Genomic DNA, 20,444 nt, shown 5'->3' on the forward strand with positions numbered 1-20,444 from the left:
TTGCCGGTGCGCAGAAGCATGAATACATCCCGCTCAAGCTCATCCCCGCCGGAGAACCCGCATGAACGCCCCGCTGACGACCGGACACTGGCTGCGCATCTGCACGGTGGCCGACATTCCGCCGCTGGGCAGCCGGGTAGTGGAGCGCGAGGCCGGCAACATCGCCGTATTCCGCACCGGCAACGACGAGGTGTTCGCCCTGCTCGACCGCTGCCCGCACAAGGCAGGCCCGCTCAGCCAGGGCATCGTCCATGGCCAGACGGTGACCTGCCCGCTGCACAGCTGGAACATCGACCTCACCAGTGGCGAAGCCCGCGCGCCCGACGTGGGCTGTGCGCGCCGCTTTCCGGTGAAAGTGGAAAACGGCGAGGTTTACCTCGCACTGTGAATCAGGGGATGACCATGACGCAGACCGCATCGACCTGTTGCTATTGCGGCGTTGGCTGTGGCGTGCTGATCGCCAGCGACGGCACGCGCATCACCGGCGTGCAGGGTGATCCGGCGCACCCGGCCAACTACGGCCGGCTGTGCACCAAGGGCATGACCCTGCCGGCCACCGCCGCCAGCCTGACCAACCGTGCACTGTATCCGGAAATGCGGCTGACCCGCGACAGCACACGCCAGCGCGTGGACTGGGACAGCGCGCTCGACACCGTGGCGGCGCGCTTTGCCGACATCATCCGCCGCCACGGGCCGGACGCAGTGGCGTTCTACGTATCCGGCCAGCTGCTGACCGAGGATTACTATCTCTTCAATCTGCTAGCCAAGGGCTTGATCGGCACCAACAACATCGATACCAACTCGCGGCTGTGCATGTCGAGCGCGGTCACGGCCTACAAGATGGCCTTTGGCGCCGATGGCCCGCCCACCTGTTACGAAGACCTGGAGCTGGCCGATTGCGTGCTGTTTGCCGGCAGCAATATGGCCTACGCGCACCCGGTGCTGTTCCGCCGGCTTGAGGCAGCCAAGGCCACGCGGCCGGCTACGCGCTGGATCGTGATCGACCCCCGCCGCACCGATACCGCCGCCATGGCCGATCTGCACCTGCAAATCCAGCCCGGCACCGACGTTGCGCTGTTCAACGGCATGCTGCACCACCTGATCTGGGAAGGGCTGGTCGATAGCGACTATCTGGCGGCACACACCGAGGGCTTTGCCGAGCTGAAAAAGCTGGTGCGCGACTACACGCCCAAGATGGCCGCAGAACTGTGCGGCATTGCAGAGGCCGATCTGATCACTGCGGCCGAGTGGTTTGGCCGCAGCCCGGCCAGCCTGTCGCTGTACTGCATGGGGCTGAACCAGTCCGCGCACGGCACCGACAAGAATCTGGCACTGATCAACCTGCACCTGGCCACCGGCCAGGTCGGCAAGCCGGGCGCGGGGCCGTTTTCGCTCACCGGACAGCCCAATGCCATGGGCGGGCGCGAGGTCGGCGGCATGGCCACCATGCTGGCGGCGCACCGCGACATCAGCAATGACCAGCACCGCGCCGAGGTTGCCGCACACTGGGGCGTGCCGGCCGAACGGTTGTCACCGCGCCCCGGCCTGCCGGCGGTGGCGATGTTCGACGCGCTGCGCGAGGGCAAGATCAAGGCCATCTGGATTGCCTGTACCAACCCGGCTCATTCAATGCCCGACCTTGGCCCGGTGCGCGAGGCGCTGCAGCACGCCGAGTTCGTCGTGCTGCAAGAGGCCTACACCAATACTGACACCGCCGCCTTTGCCGACGTCCTGCTGCCCGCTGCAAGCTGGGGCGAGAAGAACGGCACCGTCACCAACTCGGAGCGGCGCATTTCACGCGTGCGCGCTGCCATTGCCGCGCCCGGCGAAGCCCGCCCCGACTGGTGGATTGCCGCCGAGGCCGGCCGCAGAATGGAGGCACTGCTGCACCCCGAGCAGCCGTCGCTGTTCGGCTTTGACGATGCAGCCCGCATTTTTGATGCGCACAGCCAGCTGACCGTGGGCCGCGATCTTGACATCGGCGGCATCGACTACGCGCTGCTGGAACGCAACGGCCCGCAGCAATGGCCGCTGCCGGCCGGCATGCAAGTGGGGCTGGCCCGTCGCTATGTCGACGGCATGTTTGCCACCATCAATGGCCGCGCACGCTTACACGTGACGCCCTACAAACCAGTGGCTGAGCCAACCAATGCGCGCTACCCCTTTCACCTGCTGACCGGCCGCCTGCGCGACCAGTGGCACGGCATGAGCCGCTCGGGCCGCGTGCCGCAGTTGTTCGCACACACGCCCGAACCCGGCATCACCATGCACCCGACCGACGCCGAGCGGCGCGGCCTGCGTGCCGGCGAGCTGATGCGGGTCAGCAGCAAGCGCGGCGGGCTGGTGCTGCCGCTGGCGATTAGCGACAGCGTACCCAGCGGTAGCGTGTTTGCCGCCATGCACTGGAATGGCCAGTTCCTCAACTCCGGCGGCATCAATGAAGCCAGCCTGGGCAAGGTCGACGGCAAGTCGTTCCAGCCCGAACTCAAGCATGCCGCAGTACGCGTTGAGCGCGCCGAGCTGCCATGGCGCGCGCTGCTTGCCCGGCGCAGCGACGATGTACTGGCCTTGCACGCCGCCGTGCAGCCGCTGCTGGCCGAATGCGATTACGCCGCACTCAGCCTGCAGGGGCGCGACGTGCTGGTGTTGCGTGTAGCGTGCGCCACCGCCAATGCCGACTGGCTGGCTCGCGTGTTCGACGTACTCGACATGCAGCCGGGCAGCGACGTGCTCGAATACCGCGATGCACGCCGCAACGTGGTCAAGCGCGTGGCCTGGCAAGGCACGCCGGCACGGCTGGCCGGGCTGGCTTTCGCCGGCGACGTGGCAGGTGCTGACGCGCTGTTGGCACGTCTGCTCGAAGGCGAAGTCTGGCAGGGGCCAAGACTGGCCGCGTTCTCGAACAAGCCGGCAGCCCCGCGTGACCGGGTGATCTGCAACTGCAAGCAGGTGAAAGAATCGCAGATCACCGAGCTGGCCGGGCGCGGTGCTGGGCTGGATGAAATCAAGGCCACACTGGGCTGCGGCACGGTCTGCGGCTCCTGCGTGCCCGAACTGAAGCAGTTGTGCGTAAACGCACCGCAACTCGCCGCACCTTGATCGCCGCATGCAAAACGGCGTTGCCCCGCTGCTTTTCATCTGCGGCGCCAAACCAACAGGAACAAAGACCATGAACACAGGCAAAGTCACCCTGCTCGGCGCCGGCCCCGGCGATCTGGAACTGCTGACACTCAAAGCGGTACGCGCACTGGCCAGCGCCGATGTGCTGATGCTGGACGATCTGGCCAACCCCGACATCGTCACGCTGGCACAGCAGGCGCGATTGATCCGCGTGGGCAAGCGCGGTGGCTGCAAATCCACCCCGCAGGATTTCATCCAGCGGCTGATGCGCCGTTATGCGCTGGCCGGCAAGCACGTGGTGCGCGTGAAAGGTGGCGAGGTGCTGCTGTTTGGCCGCGCCGGCGAGGAAATCGGTTATCTGCAACAAGCCGGCGTGCAAGTCGACATCATCAACGGCATCAGTTCCGGCCTGGCTGCTGCGGCCAGCCTGGGCATTTCGCTCACGCACCGCGAGCACTGCCGTGGCGTCACCTTCGTCACCGCGCACGCGCAGGACGACAGCGAGCCGGACTGGGCCACACTGGCCGCCACCGGCACCACGCTGGTGATCTACATGGGCATGAGCCGCATCGCCTCGCTGACCACGGCCCTGCTGCGCCACCTGCCGGCACACACGCCGGCCGCCGTGGTGCAATGGGCCAGCACGACAAAAGAGCAGCGCCTTGTCACAAATCTGGGGGGTCTTGCGACCAAGGCACAAGAGGCCGGCATGGGCAGCCCGGCCATCATTCTGGTGGGCGATGCCGTGGGCGAGGCAGCACAACACATTGCGCCGCGCATCGCCGATCAGCACATAGCCATAGCCATCACGGCCTGAGTTGCGGAAAATACCATGATTGATTCTACCGGGAGCGCCGCCATGAGCACGCTACACCTGCGCTACTTTGCGCGCCTGCGCGAGCGCTTTGGCCGCGATGCGGAGCCGCTCGGCATCCCGGCCGTGCCTTATACGGTGGCCGACGTGATCGCGCTGCTGGTGGCGCGTGGCGGCATCTGGGCCGACGAGCTGGGCGGGCCGCGCGTATTCCGCGTGGCAGTCGATCAGGAAATGGCCCAACTCGATACGCCCGTGCACGACGGCGCCGAAGTGGCCATTTTTCCGCCGGTCACGGGGGGCTGAGATGCAGCGTGAACCCAGCATACGCATTGTCGTTCAGGCTGAAGACTTCGACCCGGGCCAGGAAGAAGCGCTGCTGCACGACGGCGACCTGCACATCGGTGGCAGTGCGGCCTTCGTCGGCCGCGTACGCGCCGATGGCGACGACCTGCTGGCACTGACGCTGGAACACTACCCCGGCATGACCGAAAAATCGCTGCAAGCGTTGGCCGAGCAGGCCGCCGAACGCTGGCAACTGAGCGGCGTGACCGTGATACACCGCATTGGCCGCCTGCTGCCGGGCGAACGCATCGTGCTGGTACTGACCGCCAGCGCCCACCGTCAGGCCGCACTGACCGCCTGCGAATTCCTGATTGATGCGCTCAAGACCGATGCGCCATTCTGGAAGTGCGAAGAACGCACGCGCGGCAAACACTGGGTCGAAGCCAAGGCCGGCGACAACAACGCGCGCCAGCGCTGGGCCAACCATGAATAAGCAGCTCGATGTATTGATATTGTGCGGCGGCGAGGGCCGCCGCATGGGCGGGCAGGACAAGGGGCTGATCGAGCTGGACGGCCTGCCGCTGTGGCAACACGTACGTGCCCAGTTGCCGCAAAGCAGTTACCGCAAGCTGTGGCTGTCGGCCAACCGCAATCTCGATGCCTACCGCAGCAGCGGCCACCCGGTGCTGACCGACCAGCGCGGCGGCTTCAGCGGCCCGCTGGCGGGCATCGAGGCCGGCCTGCTGGCCACCGATGCCGAATACCTGCTGGTGCTGCCCTGCGATGTGCCGCAGCTACCGGCCAAACTGCTGCCCACACTCTGGCAGGCACGCGGGCAAGCACCGGTCATCCGCGCCCGCCATGCCGACGGCCCGCAACCGCTGGTCTGTCTGGTGGCGCGCCAGACCCTGCCACTGCTGCAGCATGCGCTCGACCACGGTGAACGCCGCGTGCAGTATTGGCAGCGGCAAGCCGGCGTGGCAGAAATCGAATTCGACGCCGCGTTCACCAATGTGAACGACGCCGGCGCGCTGCATGGCCTGTCTGCAACACCACTTGCCAGCCGCTGATCATGGACGCCCCCGCCCTGCCCCCGCTCATTGATCGCTTCAACCGCCGCATCAGCTATCTGCGGCTGTCGGTGACCGACCGTTGCGACCTGCGCTGCAGCTACTGCATCCCCAAGGGCTTCAAGGATTTCGAAGAACCCTCGCATTGGTTGACCTTTGACGAGATCGAGCGCGTGGTGCGGTTGTTCGGCCAGCTGGGCACCGGCCGGGTACGGCTGACCGGTGGTGAACCACTGCTGCGCCGCAACCTGCCCGAGCTGGCCGCGCGGCTATCGAAGCTGCCGGGCATCACCGATCTGTCGCTGTCCACCAATGCCACCCAGCTGGACCGGCACGCACAAGCCCTGCGCGCTGCCGGTGTGCAGCGACTGAACATCAGCCTCGATTCGCTCAAGCGCGATTGTGTGGCCACCATCAGCGGGCGCGACAGCCTGCCCGCCGTGCTGGCCGGGCTGGACGCGGCACAGGCGGCCGGTTTTGCACCGATCAAGCTGAACATGGTGGTGATGCAGGGCGTGAACGATGACGAAATCGACACCATGGTGCGCTTCTGCCTTGAGCGCGGCTTTACGCTGCGCCTGATCGAAGCCATGCCCATGGGCGACACCGGCCGAAACGCGCATTACCTGCCGCTGGACCGCGTACGTGAGCGTCTGGTCGGCGACTTCGGCCTGGTGCCGCAAGCACTGGAAATGGGTGGCGGCCCGGCACGCTACTGGCAGTTGCCGGACGGCAGCGGCAACATCGGTTTCATCACCCCGATCAGCCAGCACTTCTGCGCCACCTGCAACCGGGTGCGGCTGTCGGTTGATGGCACGCTTTACCTGTGCCTGGGACAGGAAGAAAAACTGGAGCTGCGCCCCATGCTGCGCGGCGGCGCCAGCGATGCCGAACTGATCGCCGCATTGCGCGACGCAATCGAGCTCAAACCCGAGCGGCACGAATTTCGCGAGCAACCGGGCAAGATCATCCGCATCATGGCGCACACGGGCGGCTGATGCCGTTGCTGGCTTCAGCCGCCATCCAGACGCCGGCAAGACGGCACCGATCGAGGCATCGCTGCCCTTGCTGGCCACACTGGGGCTGACCATCAACGTGGTCAAGCACAGCCATCAGGACGTCGAACAGGAGCCACCTCACAAGGACAGTGCACGCTTTCGCCGCGCCAGCGCGCAGGAGGTGCTGCTGGCCACGCCCTACCGCTACGCCGTCATGCGCGAACACCCCGCCGCCCTATTGGCCGACCTGCGGGCACGCCTGTCGCCAGCCAACCTCACGCTGGGGGTTGAAGGCTATACCGATACCCCCATGCCACGCGGGCTGGACCTGCCCGGCGCGATTGCGCTGGCGTGCGACGTGTCGCCTCCCTACTGCATGCTGCCGGTATGGCCCCCTGACCAGCCGGAACAGATTGCATTGCTGATTACCCGGCAACTGCAGCAGTGCTAAACCACTGCCCCTGACTGGTGCAGCAGGCATGGGCATGCTCCCTCCGACGTTTTTTTCCGCAACGGCATGCGCAGCCCATGCGTGCAATGACCACCTCTTTTTCATGCCCGCTCAGGGCAACCCCCTCTCACCAATTACTTTCATAAAAAGAAAGCACTCAATGGGCAAGGTTTCAAAAAAACGTGACAAAACAGTGAAATGCTGCGACGCAACACCATCGATTTGTAAGCAAAATCTGCATCAAATTCCATTTGCAATATTCTATTTTATTTTATTTACCCAACAATTCTAACTAAAACATTTATTCAGAACATGGTTATAAAACTGCCATTCCCTCTTCACGATGCACTCCTAATCTTCGCGTAGTCACATCACCATTTCAGTGCATTTCACCTACACAAAGTCCAGAAATCACGAACACACAAAGTGGCTTGTAATTTGAATGACTGCGCTTTCATACTTTTTTGTACTTTGTAGTTTTCTCCGCATAATTTGCAAAAACACGCACTTCTAATATCAGAAAAACCTCAACTAGCACAATTAAGCCCAGAGAATATTTGTGCGCTAGCAGATAAAAAGTCATGAAATTTCAATTTGTGAAAAATTTCACAAAACCGGAAAAAACCCAATATTGGCGCGGCCTTGGCCACCACTGGATGCACCGATCAAACACTTACGGACTTGTTTGCATGTTGTAATGCACAAAAGCTCGTGGCATGCTGCGCTCGGCTTGAACTACCGATGATCTTGTCAGCAAGAACTGCACCACTCGTTCCGAAAGGAGTACCAAAATGCGCTACATCAAGCACATCGTTGCTACTGTCCTGCTGGCTACCGCCAGCATCAGCGAGGCGGCCTACAGCAAGGCCTATACCCTGGGTACAGGTACGTTGTTTGCCTTCGACAGCTTCTCGACCTCTTCACACAGCAAGCTCAACTTCACCGCAACAAGCGGTGGCGGCGATCTGTCGCAACTGTTCGGCCTTGTATTCCAGATCACCCCGGCCTACCAGTCGCAACCGTTGCAGTCGTTCACTTTTGCACCGGGCAAGAACAGCTTCAGCGGCAGCTTTGACCTGCCCGGCTCAGGCAGCTACGGCTACGTGTTCTCGGTCTCCAGACTTGGCGCCACATTCGGTTCTTTCAACGTGAATGTCGCCCCGGTGCCCGAACCTGAAACCGTTGCCCTGATGGGTGTAGGGCTTATCGGGGTACTGCTGGCACGCCGCCGCAAGCGGCTTTGATGCCGCCGAAACACGTTGCGCGGCTACTGCTATGGGCACTGCTGGGTACGGAAACAACCGCCGCGCGGGCCGCGTATGACCCGGATGACGCAGTCAACGGCTATGTCGAACAATCCGTCCGTTATGACGACAACCTGCAACGATTGCCGGCAAACACGCAAAGCCCGCTGGCCGGCGGTGCAACCACACTGGAAACCCGCCTGGGCGGCAGCCTGAAGCAGAACCTGTCACGGCAGCGCATCGAACTCGACGGTAACGTGGTGCAGGCGAGTTACACATCGCGCCACAACCTCGATTACCTGGGCTGGATGGGCGCAGCAGCGTGGTATTGGCAGCTGGGGCCATCCTGGTCCGGGCAACTGGCGTACACCGACCAGCGCAGCATGTCGGCGTTTGAAGACACACCGGGCGGTGAAAAAGACCTGGTGCGGCAGCGTAACGGGCAAGTCAGCGCCAGCTACGTACTCAACCAGTACTGGACCGTACTTGGCAGCGCCGGTACCGGCCTGCAGCGGCATGACTCGCGCGGTTATCTCGACCTGCAGCAGCGCACCGCCAGCAGCGGTGTCCAGTTACAGACCGGTCGCGGCAGCCAGCTGGCGCTGATGATCGATTACCTCGACGTCGACTATCTGCGTGACTACGGCAGCCAGCCCGCAGGCCAGCGTGGTTATCAGCAATGGTTCGGCCATGTGGATGCCAGTTGGCCGATAACGGCCAAAACCACGCTGACCGCCAACTGGGGCATGGCGAACTGGCGCTATGCGACAGATGGGGATTGGCGACGCAGTCCCCTGGGTGGCGTAGGTGCAATCTGGCAAGCCAGCGAAAAAAGCCGGCTGAGCCTGACTTACCAGCGCCAGTTCGAAATGCCCGGTCAGCATCTGGAACGCAATGTGGTGGATGACGTGAAGTTTGCTTTTGTCTGGCAGGCCAGTGATACGGCCACGCTGACCACAAGCTGGCAGCGTGACCGCCGTACCGCGAGTACACCGCTGGACTACGCCGATACCACCGATGTCTGGCGACTGGCACTTGATTACACCTGGCGCAACGCATGGTTGCTGAGCGCCTTGATGCAGTTCCAGCGGCGCGACTCGGCGCTGCCGGACGCCGACTTCAGCTCGACACAAGCGGGACTGAATGTACGGCTGAGATTTTGAGGCTGTCGCTGTTTTTCAGCGGTCTGCTCGTAAAAGCCGCTTCGTTGTGAAGCAAGGGGCCACTGGTGCAGTGCTACGCCAGCGGTATGGAGGGTTAGCGCATGAGTCATTCCGAACCAGGTATCAAGGATTTGCCGGCCGAACCCATGCAGGAGCTGGCAATGCCGCCGCAGCTGTCGCGTCTGAACGATCGCTTCAGCGAGCTGGTCACTGCGGCTCCGCTCACCGGGCTGTTCAAATCGTTCATCGACCCGGTGGTTGTCGTCGCCGTGCTCTACGGCCTCGCCTGGCCGTTCCAGGTCTCGTTCGACAGCTACAGCTGGCTGCTGGCGGTACTGACTTTTCTGCTGACCTCGCAAGTGCTCGATGGCGTATTCCTGTTCGTGCCGGGGCACGAGCGCCCGCTGCTGGGGCTGGGCCGGTTCGCCGTGCAATGGCTGTTCATCTGCACCGTACTGTGCCTGATCGGCTGGGCCACCCGTTTTGCGGCCTACTTTTACCCACCCTATATCCTGACCTGGTTTGCAGTTGCGCCGCTTGCACTCGTTGCCGTGCATGCCCTGTTCCGCCCGGTACTGCTGGCATCGCGCGAAAGTACGCAGGGTACGCGCAGCGCCGTCATCGTCGGCGCAAACCGGCCAGGTTGCACGCTGGCCGAAGCACTCATCAACGATCCGCTGCACCGCATCGAGTTCAAGGGGTATTTCGACGACCGGGAACTGCCACGCCTGCCTGGCGTCTCGGCCGACGCCCTGCTGGGCACCTTGAAAGAGCTGCCTGCCTATGTGCGCCGCAACGGCATACATCACATCTACATTTCGCTGCCGATGAGCTCTCAACCGCGCGTGATGCAGGTGCTCGATGCGCTGCATGACTCGACCGCATCAATCTACTTTGTGCCCGATCTGTTCGTGTTTGACCTGATCCAGGCGCGCTTTGACCACGTTGCCGGCATTCCGGTCGTCACCATTTGCGAAAGCCCCTTTATCGGCCTGCGCGGCGTGCTCAAGCGCTTTTCCGATGTGGTGCTGGCTACCGTGATCCTGGCGCTGATCTGGCCGGCGATGCTGATCGTTGCCGCGGCAGTCAAGCTCACCTCCAAGGGGCCGGTGTTGTTCAAGCAACGGCGCTATGGCGCCGATGGCGAGAGCATCCTGGTTTACAAATTCCGCTCGATGACGGTCATGGAAGACGGCGACAAGGTGGTACAAGCCACCAAGAACGACCAGCGCCTGACCCCGATCGGGGGCCTCATCCGCAAGACATCGATCGACGAGCTGCCGCAGTTCATCAACGTGCTGCAGGGGCGCATGAGCATCGTTGGCCCGCGCCCGCACGCCAATGCACACAACGAGCAATACCGGGCCCTGATCAAGGGCTACATGATGCGCCACAAGGTCAAGCCGGGCATTACCGGCTGGGCGCAAGTCAACGGCTTTCGCGGTGAGACCGACACGCTGGACAAGATGCAGCGCCGCATCGAGTACGACCTTGATTACCTGCGCAACTGGTCCATCTGGCTGGATCTGAAAATCGTCGGCAAGACCATCTCGATGATGGTCGTGCGTGACAAAAATGCCTACTGACCCCACACGATAGACGAGCTGCTTGATGAGCCCACGCCCCCTCCTTGCTGCATTGCTGCCGGTACTGCTGCTTGCTGCCTGCAAGCAGGCAGAAGAAAAAACAGCGCCCAACCAGGTCATTGCACGCGTCGGCAATGCCGAAATAACCGTGCATCAGCTCAACTACCTGCTCGCCCAGCATGGCGAACAGGCCGATGCCGCTACCAAACAGCAAATTCTGGACAGCCTGATCGACCAGGAGCTGCTGGTGCAACGTGCCGTTGAAATCAAGCTCGACCGAGACCCCGGCGTGGTGCAGGCATTGGAGGCGGCGCGCCGCCAGGTACTGGCACAAGCCGCTGCAGAACGCAGCTTTGCCAAACCACTAGCGCCGACTCAAGCCGAAGTGAATGCCTTTGTCGAAGGCAATCCGCTGCTGTTCAAGGAGCGCAAGCGCTACGACTTTGAAGTTTTTGCCTTGGGCAACAATGTCATCAAGCCCGAGCATGAAGCCGCACTTGATCAAGCGAAGACTGCACGCGATACCGCGGCCCTGCTGACCCGTATTGGCGTGCCCTACCAGCAATCGGCCCAGCACAAGGTAGCGGAACAACTGCCCATGCAACTGCTGCCGAAAATTGCCGCAATGCATGCCGGCGATATCGTTGCGATGCGTGATGGCGACCAGACACTGCTGCTGCAACTGGTCAGCAGCGAGCCAGCCCCGGCCGATGCCGGCCAGCAGGCTGAAACCATCAAGCGCTATTTGCAGACCACCGCCGCGCAAACCCGTTTTGCCGAACAACTGGGTGCGCTGCACGCCAGCAGCAAGATTGAATACTTGCAGCGTTTTGCTTCCGCCGTCGCCATGGCACCGGGGGCTGGCCAGGATGCCGCTGCCGACCATCTCAAAGCCGGCGTGAGGGGGTTGCAATGATGCGCCGCGTACTCGTAATGCTGTGCCTGTTTGCAATATCGCTGCCCGCCATGGCTACGGGCGAATACCGGCTTGGCGCGGGCGACGTGGTCAAGATCAGCGTCTATGACCACGAAGACCTGCAAGCCGAACTGCAACTGACACAGGGCGGCGACGTCACCTTCCCGCTCGTCGGGCGTGTGAAGATTGCAGGCCTGACCTTCTCGGAAGCCGAGAAGCTGATCTCCGGAAAACTGATTGACGGCGGCTATCTCAAGCAAGCTTTCGTCAACGTGCTGATCAGCCAGTACCACAGCCAGCGTATCTCGGTGATTGGCGAGGTCAACCACCCCGGTCGCTTCGAACTCGACAGCGCCACGCATCTGGTCGAGGCCATCGCCCTGGCCGGCGGCGTCGCGCCCACCGGCGGCGACAAGGTCATTCTGGTACGCGGCGATACCCGCACCGAGATTGCGCTGTCGCAATTTGCCAAGCCGGCCAGTGGCGACGACACGCTGCAACTGCGCAACGGCGATGTGGTGATGGTGCCGCGCAGCCCGCAAATCTATGTCTATGGCGAGGTCAACCGCCCTGGCGCCTTCCGTCTCGAAAACGGCATGACCGTGGTGCAAGCCATTGCCGCCGCCGGCGGCTTCAACCCGCGCGCCAGCAAACGCAGCATCGAACTGGAACGACGTCAACCCGACGGCCGCAACGTCACCCTGGATGTACGGCTGAACGATGCAGTGCAGGACAACGACGTCATCAACGTGCAGGAGAGCCTGTTTTAAGGCCCGCGATCATCATGCCCACTTCCATTCCGGTTCTCTTGCACATCCTGCGTGCACGCCGCTGGCTGGCCTTGCCAGTGTTCGCCTTCGTGGTCATCGCCACCGTGGTGGTCAGCCTGCTGCTGCCCAAGCAATACAGCGCCGAAACCACGCTGACACTCGACGTGATCAAAGCCGCTGATACCGTAACCGGCCAACAGTCGAATGCTTATCTGGCACCCAGCTATATGGCCACGCAAGTGGAAATCATCGGCAGCGCAGCGGTTGCCGGCAAGGTGGTCGATGCACTGGGCATCGCCAGGTTGCCTGAAGCGCAGGACGATTTTCGCAAGCACAGCGAAGGCAGCGGCGACATCCGCACCTGGCTGGCGGGCCAGCTGTTACGCAAGCTCGAAGTAAAGCCCAGCCGCGACAGCAACATCATCAATATCCGCTTCACCGCGACCGACGCCCACTTCGCCGCGCTGACCGCCAATGCGTTCGCTCGTGCTTATCAGCAAACGCTGGCCGACATCCAGACCGCTACGGCGCAAAAGAAATACGCGTTCTTCCAGTCGCAAATGAAAGGTCTGCAGCTTGATCTGGAAAAAGCGCAGCAAAACCTGTCCAACTATCAGCAGCAGGAAGGCATCGTTGCCTCGGATGAGCGTGTTGATGTCGAAATGCAACGGCTGAACGAGATCACCACGCAGCTGGTTGGTGCGCAAGCGCAGACGTTTGACGCCCAGTCGCGCGCGCGCGGTGGTACCGCCGCCCCCGACGTCATCAACAACCCGCTGATCCAGCAACTGAAAAACCAGCTGGCAGTGCAGGAAGCCAAGTTCAGCGAGACTGCGGCCAAAACCGGCCCCAACCATCCGCATTACCTGCAGGCCAAAGCCGAGCTGGAGTCCACGCGCAGCCAGCTCAATGCGCTGCTGGGCCAGTATGCCGGTGGTCTGGCCGACACGGCCGGCAACTCGGCTTCGCGCCTGGGCGCGCTCAAGGAGGCGCTGCAATTGCAGAAGACCCGCGTGCTGGAACTGAAATCGCAGCGCGCACGGCTGGACGTGCTGCAACGCGACGTAGACAGTGCGCAACGCGCCTACGACACCGCCCAGCAGCGCCTGTCCCAGACACAGCTCGAGAGCCGTGCCGAACAGACCAATGTCAGCGTGCTCAGCGAAGCCACCGAGCCCAGCCGCCACAGCAAACCGCGCGTTGGCATCAACGTGCTGCTGTCGGTACTGGTTGGCGCCGTACTTGCTGCCGGCTGCGCACTCCTGCGCGAACTGCTCGACCGCCGCGTGCGTTCAGCCAGCGATTTGCAGCAACTGGCCGGCCTGCCGGTGCTGGCCGACCTGAGCGCCCATCCTCGCCCGACACGGCGCGGCGGCTTTTTTCAACGCCAGCCGCAAGCGAGCTGATTCATGAACATGCCCAATCCGATCCCGCTGCCGCAAGCCCGCATCGGTACCCTGTTGCTGGAAAGCGGCCGGCTGACGCAAAACGATGCTGCCAGGGTGCTCGAACACCAGAAGCGACGCAATCTGCGTTTTGGCGAGGCCGCAATCGAGCTGGGGCTGGTCAGCGAAATCGATATCCAGCGCGTATTGTCGACCCAGTTTTCATATTCGTGCGCCATCGGCGGTGACCCTGCGCTCAGCCCTGCGCTGCTGGCCGCCCACAAGCCATTCTCGGCCGAGGTAGAAGCCTTGCGCAGCCTGCGCAGCCAGTTGCTGCTGCGCTGGTTCGCCGGGGATCAGCATGCATTGATGGTGGTCGGCAGCGAGCCGGGACGGCATACAGCCGAGCTGGCAGCCAATCTGGCCATCGTGTTTGCACAGATGGGCGAGCGCACCCTGCTGGTCGACGCGAACCTGCGTCAGCCGCAACAGCAGCAGCTGTTTGGACTTAAAAACCGTCTCGGCCTGTCGGACTTGCTGGCCGGCCGCGCCGAGCCCAGCGCCTGCATCCAGTCACCGGAAAGCCTGCCCGGGCTGGCATTGCTGCCTGCAGGAACCGAAGTGCCAAACCCGCAAGAACTGCTGTCGCGCCAGGAATACGCGCAATGGTGCAACCAGTTTGAACAGCAATACGATGTTGTGCTGTTCAGCGCACCGTCGCTGGCCCTGGGTGCGGACATGCAGTTGATCGGCGCGCGCGCACGCGGCGCGCTGGTAGTGGCGCAGCGCGATGTCAGCAGCACGCGCGATCTTTCGTCCTTGCTCGAAAAGTTGCGCGTAGCCAGCACCGAAGTGCTGGGCTGCGTACTGGCCGGGAAGCATGGCTGAAATGACTGCCGAACTGGCGCTCTCGCCCCCGCACTTCACCCCCAGTCGCTTCATCTGCCGACACTGGCCGGTGCTGACCGGGCTGCTGCTGTTGCTTGCCCCTACGCTGCATGACCTGAGCAGCAGCTTGTGGCAAAGCAGCGAACAATCACACGGCCCGCTGATCCTGCTGGTTGTGGTTTACCTGTTCTGGCGTGATCGCACGGCCCAAGCGGGCACATCAACCAAGTGGGGTTGGCTGCCTGTCTGCGCCGGCTTGGCCACCTATGTGCTAGGCCGCTCTCAGCAAATCTGGCTGCTTGAAATCGGCGCCTTCATGCCCTTGCTTGCCGGTATGCTGCTGCTTGAAGGCGGCTGGAGCCTGCTCAAGCGCCATGGCTTTGCGATCGCTTTCATCGTATTCCTGATTCCGCTGCCCGGCCCATTGATCGACAGCCTGACCGGCGGGCTCAAGCAGGCCGTTTCCGGCCATGTCGAGCAACTGCTCTACGGTCTGGGTTATCCGATTGCGCGGGCTGGCGTCATGCTGAGCATAGGCCCTTACCGCTTGCAGGTGGCTGATGCCTGTTCGGGCCTCAACTCGCTGTTCAGCCTGCTGGCGCTTGGTGCACTGTACGTGCACCTTGCCGCGCATACGTCGCGACTGCGCTCCTCGCTGCTGGTGCTCGTCGCGGCGCCACTGGCCTTTCTGGCCAATATCGTGCGGGTCGTGCTCCTGGTACTGGTGACCTATTACTGGGGAGATGCTGCCGGTCAGGGTTTCGTGCATCAATTTGCCGGCATCGTATTGTTTGCCATCGCATTTGGCGGCCTGCTGGCATTCGATCTGCTGCTGGGGCAGGCCCTGCCCGACGAGGTGAAGGCGTGAGTACCCGTACCTTGCGTCACGCCGCCCTGCTCGCGCTGATGTTGCTGACCGCAGCAACAGCCCGCTCGCTCACGCCGACCGAATTCAGCGCACGCCTGCACCCGGTTGCACTCGAACAACTGGTACCCGTCGAGTTCGGCCCCTGGTCTGAAGACCGGCTGGCTCAACCTGCCGTTGCACCGTCCGAACAGGATGCCAGCATTGCTCGGGTCTACTCACAGGTGCTGAGCCGTACTTATCGCAACGCGCGCGGCGTACGCATCATGCTGTCGATCGCGTATAGCGACGATCAGCGTGATCGTACCGGCAAGCAGGTACACAAACCGGAAGTCTGCTACCCGGCGCAGGGCTTTGCCATCGTTGCTCACAGCCGCGCATCGCTTGAATTGCCTTATGGCGCCCTTCCACTGCGCCGTCTGGTTGCAGTACAGGGCGAACGTATCGAGCCGGTGAGCTACTGGATCACCCTGGGTGGCAAGCCGCAATACAGCGGTATGGCGCTCAAGCTGGCACAAGTCCGCACCGGACTGGCCGGCCGCATCGAGGACGGGCTGATTTTCCGCGTGTCCTCGGTCGATGCCGACAGCACCGAAGCCTATCAGCAGCAGGCTACCTTCATCACCGATCTCTTCAACACCGCGTCTCCACTGGCACGACGCACCTTTTTCGGAGTCGGCGCATGAGTACGGCAAGCGCTCTGACCACCTCTGCACGTCTGGACTGGCTGAGTGGAAAACTGGCGCGCGTGCCGCGCCCGCTGCTGTCCTTCGTCTGCCAGGGGTTGGTCAGTGGCGTGAGCTTCCTGTCATCACTGGCGGTGCTGCACTGGGCTGGGCGCGATGATTATTCGGCCTACGTACTGTTCGTGAATGCCTATGTGCTGCTGTCGAGCATACAGAATGCCGTGCTGCTGTCACCACTGGTCACGCTGTCCGGACGCATGAGCGTGCTGGCGCGCGAGCAGGCCGTGGCTTGGGGTATACGGCTGGCTTTGCTGCTGGCGCTGCCCGGCGGTCTGGCCCTGATGGCTTACTGGCACTGGCAGGCACAGACGGCCATGCCAGGCTGGCTGTGGCTGGCCGTACCGGCAAGCTTTGCCCTGCTGCTGTTCCGCGACCTGCGCCGCGCCATCTGGCTACTGCTGGGTGACCTGCTCGCCCTGCTTCGGCTCGACAGCGCGTATTTCCTGCTATCGACCCTGATCCTGCTGCTGGCCTACGCCTGGCATGGCATGAGCCTGGGGCTGGCTATCGCTGCCGTCGGCCTGCCTGGACTCTGGGCACTGCTGGCCCGGCCGCGCTTTGCCGAACACGTGCAAGACCCGGAATTTGCCACACTGGATCGCGCTTTCCGGCAGGAACTGTGGGCCTGCGCACGCTGGGCCCTGCCCGGCATCGCAGTGACCTGGCTGTTCAGCAATGGTTACTGGTTTTATCTGGATGCCGTGCAGGGCAAGGCTGCAGTCGCACTGCTGGCGGCGACACGGCTGTTCTATACCCCGGTGGGCCTCATGATTCAGGGCTGGGCCGGCTATTACCGCCCGGTGTTTGCCCGCATGGAGCAAGCCGGCCAGCAAGGCGAAAAATGGCGACTGGTGTGGCAACAGCTGATCTGGGCGGCAGCGCTGGTCACGCTGTTTGCCGCCGTGCTGGCACTTGCCTCGTGGTGGCTGCCACGCCTCGTACCGCATTTCATCGCGCCACGACTATGGCAGATGTCCGTCGCGCTCTGGGCTGCCTATTTCATCATCCAGTGGGGTCGCACCGTCATCGCCACCGCTTTGCTGGCCAATCCGGTCGGTTATCGCGTGGTGTTCCAGGGCGGCCTGGCCGGCTGCGTGTTGTTTTATGTGCTGTTCCTGCCCATTGCCGCTTTCACCGCCCAACCCCTGTACTGCCCGCTGGCGCTGATCGTGGCCGAAGCCGCCATCGCCGCGTGGCTGTGGAAAAAACGCCATGTCTGATCATCTGCCCATTCAGCATACCGTTGCCATTCTGGTCTGCACCTATCGCCGCCCAGCCATGCTGGCCGCACTGCTTGATTCGCTGGCGGAGCAGCAATGCCCCGGCATTGCCGCCAGCGTCTACGTCATCGACAACGACGGCCAGCAATCTGCCGCTGAAATCGTGGTCTCGCGCCAGCGCAACAACTATCCGCTGCAGCTGACCTATCTGCACGAACCTCAGCAAAACATCTCGCTGGCACGCAATCGTGGTCTTGATCATGCACAAGCCGATTACATCGCCTTCATCGATGACGACGAGGTTGCCGTACCCGGCTGGTTGCAAAGCCTGGTCGAAACTGCGCAATCCGGTAACGCCGATCTCGTGTTTGGCCCGGTGATTCCGGTCTACCCCGCCAATATGCCGCACTGGTTGATTAGCGGTGGTTTTTACGAGCGGCCACGCCATGACAGCGGCACGACCATGCCGCTGCTGGAGGCCCGTACCGGCAACGTACTGATTGCCAGCCGCGTGCTGGGTACGCCACCGCTACGCTTTGACCCCGCGCTGGGGCTGAGTGGCGGCGAAGACTATGTTTTCTTCCGCGAATTGTTTGCGCGGGGTTGCAAGGCCGTGTGGGCCGACGAGGCCGAGGTGCGCGAAGAAGTGCCACAGGCACGTGCTGATGCAGGTTGGCTAGTGAAGCGCAGCTTCCGCATCGGCTCGGTCGAGGCCAGCCTGAGCCAGCGTGACGGCCTGCGCGCCAGCGCACGAATTGTTGCCAAGATCGCCTGGGTGCTGGGCCGCAGCGTGCCGGCGATGTTGCTCAACCCGTTCCGCTCGCGGGCAGAGCGGTTGTCGGTACGGCGGCGTACCGCCATCGGGCTGGGTTTGCTGTATGGACTGCTGCGCGGGCCGTATCGTGAATACAAGTAGCCTCCGCATTCCGCTTGCGCTGGAGTCAGCCCGGATAATCGAATGGCGGGGCCGGCTGTATGCCCTGGCCATTTTTCTGGCTGTGTTTGCCATCGTATCGCTGGGGGCCTCGCAGGCAGATGGTGGCGGCAGTCTCGGCCGTCAGTTGCAATGGCTGCTGCTGACCGGCGGCGCAATCTGGCATTTACTGCAGACGGACAGGCTCAAGGAGCCGCTTGCTCTGGGCTGGGCCATCTGGGTAGGTGCACTGGTGTTGCTATACATCGCCATCTCGGCCAGTTGGTCTGTCGTGCCTGGCACGACGTTCAAGCGCGCCATGCTGTTGTGGATCATCGTCGCCATGTGCATGGCCTGCTTTGGTCAGCAGCGGCGCGAACCCGTCGACTTTCTCCACTGGCATTACTGGCCTGTCGGCATCCTGCTGGTGTCATCACTGCTGGTGGCTCTCGCATGGCCGGCCTACGGCGTGACCGGGATAGGCTGGCGCGGTGTCGCCTCGCACAAGAACGAGCTGGGCCAGCTGGCCACGCTGGGCGTGCTGATCTATGCCACCCTGGCCATCAGCGGCAAACTGCGGCTGGGCCTGGGTCTGATGCTGCTGGCCATGCTGGTGCTGGTTAAATCGCAGAGCTCCAGTTGCACGATGGCGCTGGCTGCCGCACTGGCTGTAGGGGGCATCGGTTTGTTGCTGGCTCTGGCCAGCCGCTCTGCAACGAGCCAACCGCTGCTGCTGGGCTGTGGTCTGTTCACGCTGGCCGTGCTGTTCGGCCTGTATGTGATCGGCTTGATCCCCGACCTGCAGGGCATGATCGACTTCGTCTTCGGCCTGCTCGGCAAATCGTCGACACTGACCGGGCGCACCGAACTGTGGGCACTGGTGCTGGAAAACATGCAGTTCCAGAACCCCTGGTTGGGCGGCGGCTACGGCGGCTTCTGGAATGGCCCGGACAGCATTGCCGGCTATATCGGCTATCGCTTTGGCGGCGGTTACGTCGGCCAGGCACATAACGGCTACATCGACCTCTACAACGATCTGGGCTGGACAGGCATCGGCCTTCTTGTGCTGTTCCTGCTGACCTGGCTGCAGCGCATTTTTGCTGCACGCCGCACCGCCGGCAGCGAGTTCTATTTTCACCTGATGTTTTTTGTTTTCATGGCCGTACTCGACATCACAGAGAGCGCGTACTGGCGCACCACGCAGATGCTCAACATTGTGTTGATCGCCTCATTCGTACGCTGCAACACACTGGCCGTCGCTGCAGCAAGGAAGAAACCATCATGATTCGTTCCCGCCAGGATTATCTGGATTACCTTGAAGCCGATCGTCGCTCGCTGGACGTGGCAGACACGCTGTTCCAGCGACTGTTCAATGATCGCTGGCAATACCAGCGCCTGCTGCGCAAAGTCGAATTCCTGAAAAATTGCCGCAAGAACAAGGCCCTGCGGCTGTATGCAGAATGGCGTTTTCGCAAGCTGGGTCGGCTGCTGGGTTATTCGATCCCGCCCAATGTATTCGGCCCCGGCCTGGCCATTCCGCATCGCGGCACCATCGTCGTCAACAGTTATGCGCGCATCGGTGCCAATTGCCGCATCCACGTCTGCACCAATATCGGCACCAATCTCGGCACGCTCGACGAGGCGCCGGTCATCGGCAACAACGTCTATATCGGCCCCGGCGCCAAGCTCTACGGCAAGATTGTGCTGGGCGACAACATGGTAATCGGCGCCAATGCGGTGGTAAACCGCAGCTTTCCGGAGGGCAACTGCACCATCGCCGGTGCGCCTGCCAAGGTTATTTCCGACCGTACATCGGCTGGCGGCCTGGTACGTGGTCATCAGCAAACTGTGGAAACGGCAGAGGCATAAGCGTGCGTCAGCAAGCCCTCCTCGCCGCACTGCTGCAATTTCCGTCTTGCGTTGCTGCAATGCTGTCGCGAATCTGCACCAGTGTGTCACCCAACACACATGCCGATGGTATAGATCACATTTCGGGGGGGGCCCCCTCGT

The 20,444-nt window shown here is 62.5% G+C and carries 20 protein-coding genes and 1 pseudogene; all 21 read left to right on the top strand.

The annotated features are described in order from the left end of the window. Positions 1 to 61 precede the first annotated feature (61 nt). The 21 genes and pseudogenes from nirD to B9A19_RS23270 all read left to right on the top strand — a co-directional run bounded on the left by nirD (position 62) and on the right by B9A19_RS23270 (position 20,303). Positions 62 to 388, top strand: a complete 327-nt coding sequence (gene nirD, locus B9A19_RS07540; RefSeq protein WP_084090172.1) for a nitrite reductase small subunit NirD — start codon at positions 62 to 64, stop codon at positions 386 to 388. Between the two features lie 14 nt (positions 389 to 402). After that, on the top strand, positions 403 to 3,099 hold the full coding sequence (locus B9A19_RS07545; RefSeq protein ID WP_245804303.1) for a nitrate reductase: 2,697 nt from the start codon (positions 403 to 405) through the stop codon (positions 3,097 to 3,099). A gap of 70 nt (positions 3,100 to 3,169) precedes the next feature. After that, positions 3,170 to 3,937: a uroporphyrinogen-III C-methyltransferase gene (gene cobA / locus B9A19_RS07550; protein ID WP_084090244.1), complete on the top strand. Its 768-nt coding sequence runs from the start codon at positions 3,170 to 3,172 to the stop codon at positions 3,935 to 3,937. A 42-nt stretch (positions 3,938 to 3,979) separates the two neighbouring features. After that, positions 3,980 to 4,240 (top strand): MoaD/ThiS family protein, encoded by a 261-nt coding sequence (locus B9A19_RS07555; RefSeq protein ID WP_084090174.1) that lies wholly within the window; start codon positions 3,980 to 3,982, stop codon positions 4,238 to 4,240. Between the two features lies 1 nt (position 4,241). Further along, positions 4,242 to 4,712, top strand: a complete 471-nt coding sequence (locus B9A19_RS07560) for a molybdenum cofactor biosynthesis protein MoaE (protein ID WP_084090175.1) — start codon at positions 4,242 to 4,244, stop codon at positions 4,710 to 4,712. Beyond that, the gene (gene mobA, locus B9A19_RS07565; protein WP_176216833.1) at positions 4,705 to 5,289 is read left to right on the top strand and encodes a molybdenum cofactor guanylyltransferase MobA; all 585 of its coding nucleotides are present in this window, start codon (positions 4,705 to 4,707) and stop codon (positions 5,287 to 5,289) included. Before B9A19_RS07560 ends, mobA begins: the two co-directional genes overlap by 8 nt. Before the next feature lie 2 nt (positions 5,290 to 5,291). Further along, the gene (gene moaA / locus B9A19_RS07570; RefSeq protein ID WP_084090177.1) at positions 5,292 to 6,287 is read left to right on the top strand and encodes a GTP 3',8-cyclase MoaA; all 996 of its coding nucleotides are present in this window, start codon (positions 5,292 to 5,294) and stop codon (positions 6,285 to 6,287) included. Positions 6,288 to 6,312: 25 nt separating this feature from the next. Further along, a pseudogene (locus tag B9A19_RS07575) lies at positions 6,313 to 6,738 on the top strand (molybdopterin-guanine dinucleotide biosynthesis protein B); the annotation flags it as partial. 791 nt (positions 6,739 to 7,529) lie between these two features. Continuing rightward, positions 7,530 to 7,982 carry a PEP-CTERM sorting domain-containing protein gene (locus tag B9A19_RS07580; RefSeq protein WP_084090179.1) on the top strand — a complete coding sequence of 151 codons (453 nt, stop codon included), beginning with the start codon at positions 7,530 to 7,532 and terminating at the stop codon, positions 7,980 to 7,982. Next, a complete protein-coding gene (locus B9A19_RS07585; RefSeq protein ID WP_084090180.1) occupies positions 7,982 to 9,145 on the top strand; it encodes a porin family protein in 1,164 nt (387 codons plus the stop codon). The genes B9A19_RS07580 and B9A19_RS07585 overlap by 1 nt, the downstream gene beginning before the upstream one ends. Before the next feature lie 101 nt (positions 9,146 to 9,246). After that, positions 9,247 to 10,731, top strand: coding sequence for an undecaprenyl-phosphate glucose phosphotransferase (locus B9A19_RS07590; RefSeq protein WP_084090181.1), 1,485 nt, complete (start codon positions 9,247 to 9,249; stop codon positions 10,729 to 10,731). Positions 10,732 to 10,756: 25 nt separating this feature from the next. After that, positions 10,757 to 11,647 carry an EpsD family peptidyl-prolyl cis-trans isomerase gene (locus B9A19_RS07595; protein ID WP_084090182.1) on the top strand — a complete coding sequence of 297 codons (891 nt, stop codon included), beginning with the start codon at positions 10,757 to 10,759 and terminating at the stop codon, positions 11,645 to 11,647. After that, positions 11,644 to 12,417 carry an SLBB domain-containing protein gene (locus B9A19_RS07600; protein ID WP_084090183.1) on the top strand — a complete coding sequence of 258 codons (774 nt, stop codon included), beginning with the start codon at positions 11,644 to 11,646 and terminating at the stop codon, positions 12,415 to 12,417. The genes B9A19_RS07595 and B9A19_RS07600 overlap by 4 nt, the downstream gene beginning before the upstream one ends. A 14-nt stretch (positions 12,418 to 12,431) precedes the next feature. Then, a complete protein-coding gene (gene epsF / locus B9A19_RS07605; RefSeq protein WP_084090184.1) occupies positions 12,432 to 13,823 on the top strand; it encodes a chain length determinant protein EpsF in 1,392 nt (463 codons plus the stop codon). A gap of 9 nt (positions 13,824 to 13,832) precedes the next feature. After that, positions 13,833 to 14,690: a cyclic di-GMP-binding domain-containing protein, MshE-related gene (locus B9A19_RS07610; RefSeq protein WP_217807008.1), complete on the top strand. Its 858-nt coding sequence runs from the start codon at positions 13,833 to 13,835 to the stop codon at positions 14,688 to 14,690. 1 nt (position 14,691) lies between these two features. After that, positions 14,692 to 15,558, top strand: a complete 867-nt coding sequence (gene xrtB, locus B9A19_RS07615; protein ID WP_084090186.1) for an exosortase B — start codon at positions 14,692 to 14,694, stop codon at positions 15,556 to 15,558. Continuing rightward, positions 15,555 to 16,241 (top strand): exosortase-associated protein EpsI, B-type, encoded by a 687-nt coding sequence (gene epsI / locus B9A19_RS07620; protein WP_139798718.1) that lies wholly within the window; start codon positions 15,555 to 15,557, stop codon positions 16,239 to 16,241. Before xrtB ends, epsI begins: the two co-directional genes overlap by 4 nt. Next, entirely contained in the window at positions 16,238 to 17,521 is a 1,284-nt protein-coding gene (locus tag B9A19_RS07625) for a hypothetical protein (protein ID WP_084090188.1), read from the top strand. Before epsI ends, B9A19_RS07625 begins: the two co-directional genes overlap by 4 nt. Then, positions 17,514 to 18,437 carry a glycosyltransferase family A protein gene (locus B9A19_RS07630; protein WP_084090189.1) on the top strand — a complete coding sequence of 308 codons (924 nt, stop codon included), beginning with the start codon at positions 17,514 to 17,516 and terminating at the stop codon, positions 18,435 to 18,437. Before B9A19_RS07625 ends, B9A19_RS07630 begins: the two co-directional genes overlap by 8 nt. Then, entirely contained in the window at positions 18,424 to 19,719 is a 1,296-nt protein-coding gene (locus B9A19_RS07635; RefSeq protein ID WP_176216834.1) for an O-antigen ligase family protein, read from the top strand. The genes B9A19_RS07630 and B9A19_RS07635 overlap by 14 nt, the downstream gene beginning before the upstream one ends. After that, positions 19,716 to 20,303: a serine O-acetyltransferase gene (locus B9A19_RS23270; RefSeq protein ID WP_084090191.1), complete on the top strand. Its 588-nt coding sequence runs from the start codon at positions 19,716 to 19,718 to the stop codon at positions 20,301 to 20,303. The genes B9A19_RS07635 and B9A19_RS23270 overlap by 4 nt, the downstream gene beginning before the upstream one ends. Positions 20,304 to 20,444: the final 141 nt, after the last annotated feature.

Source organism: Andreprevotia lacus DSM 23236 (genome assembly GCF_900176275.1).
GTDB lineage: Bacteria > Pseudomonadota > Gammaproteobacteria > Burkholderiales > Chitinibacteraceae > Andreprevotia > Andreprevotia lacus.

Excerpts from the sequence above, each read along its gene's own strand:
- B9A19_RS07585 (WP_084090180.1), top strand. The coding sequence starts at position 7,982 with ATGCCGCCGAAACACGTTGCGCGGCTACTGCTATGGGCACTGCTGGGT.
- B9A19_RS07600 (WP_084090183.1), top strand. The coding sequence starts at position 11,644 with ATGATGCGCCGCGTACTCGTAATGCTGTGCCTGTTTGCAATATCGCTG.
- cobA (WP_084090244.1), top strand. The coding sequence starts at position 3,170 with ATGAACACAGGCAAAGTCACCCTGCTCGGCGCCGGCCCCGGCGATCTG.
- B9A19_RS07545 (WP_245804303.1), top strand. The coding sequence starts at position 403 with ATGACGCAGACCGCATCGACCTGTTGCTATTGCGGCGTTGGCTGTGGC.
- xrtB (WP_084090186.1), top strand. The coding sequence starts at position 14,692 with ATGACTGCCGAACTGGCGCTCTCGCCCCCGCACTTCACCCCCAGTCGC.
- mobA (WP_176216833.1), top strand. The coding sequence starts at position 4,705 with ATGAATAAGCAGCTCGATGTATTGATATTGTGCGGCGGCGAGGGCCGC.
- B9A19_RS07590 (WP_084090181.1), top strand. The coding sequence starts at position 9,247 with ATGAGTCATTCCGAACCAGGTATCAAGGATTTGCCGGCCGAACCCATG.
- B9A19_RS07630 (WP_084090189.1), top strand. The coding sequence starts at position 17,514 with ATGTCTGATCATCTGCCCATTCAGCATACCGTTGCCATTCTGGTCTGC.
- nirD (WP_084090172.1), top strand. The coding sequence starts at position 62 with ATGAACGCCCCGCTGACGACCGGACACTGGCTGCGCATCTGCACGGTG.
- B9A19_RS07610 (WP_217807008.1), top strand. The coding sequence starts at position 13,833 with ATGCCCAATCCGATCCCGCTGCCGCAAGCCCGCATCGGTACCCTGTTG.
- epsF (WP_084090184.1), top strand. The coding sequence starts at position 12,432 with ATGCCCACTTCCATTCCGGTTCTCTTGCACATCCTGCGTGCACGCCGC.
- B9A19_RS07555 (WP_084090174.1), top strand. The coding sequence starts at position 3,980 with ATGAGCACGCTACACCTGCGCTACTTTGCGCGCCTGCGCGAGCGCTTT.
- B9A19_RS07560 (WP_084090175.1), top strand. The coding sequence starts at position 4,242 with ATGCAGCGTGAACCCAGCATACGCATTGTCGTTCAGGCTGAAGACTTC.
- B9A19_RS07595 (WP_084090182.1), top strand. The coding sequence starts at position 10,757 with ATGAGCCCACGCCCCCTCCTTGCTGCATTGCTGCCGGTACTGCTGCTT.
- B9A19_RS07625 (WP_084090188.1), top strand. The coding sequence starts at position 16,238 with ATGAGTACGGCAAGCGCTCTGACCACCTCTGCACGTCTGGACTGGCTG.
- B9A19_RS23270 (WP_084090191.1), top strand. The coding sequence starts at position 19,716 with ATGATTCGTTCCCGCCAGGATTATCTGGATTACCTTGAAGCCGATCGT.
- B9A19_RS07580 (WP_084090179.1), top strand. The coding sequence starts at position 7,530 with ATGCGCTACATCAAGCACATCGTTGCTACTGTCCTGCTGGCTACCGCC.
- moaA (WP_084090177.1), top strand. The coding sequence starts at position 5,292 with ATGGACGCCCCCGCCCTGCCCCCGCTCATTGATCGCTTCAACCGCCGC.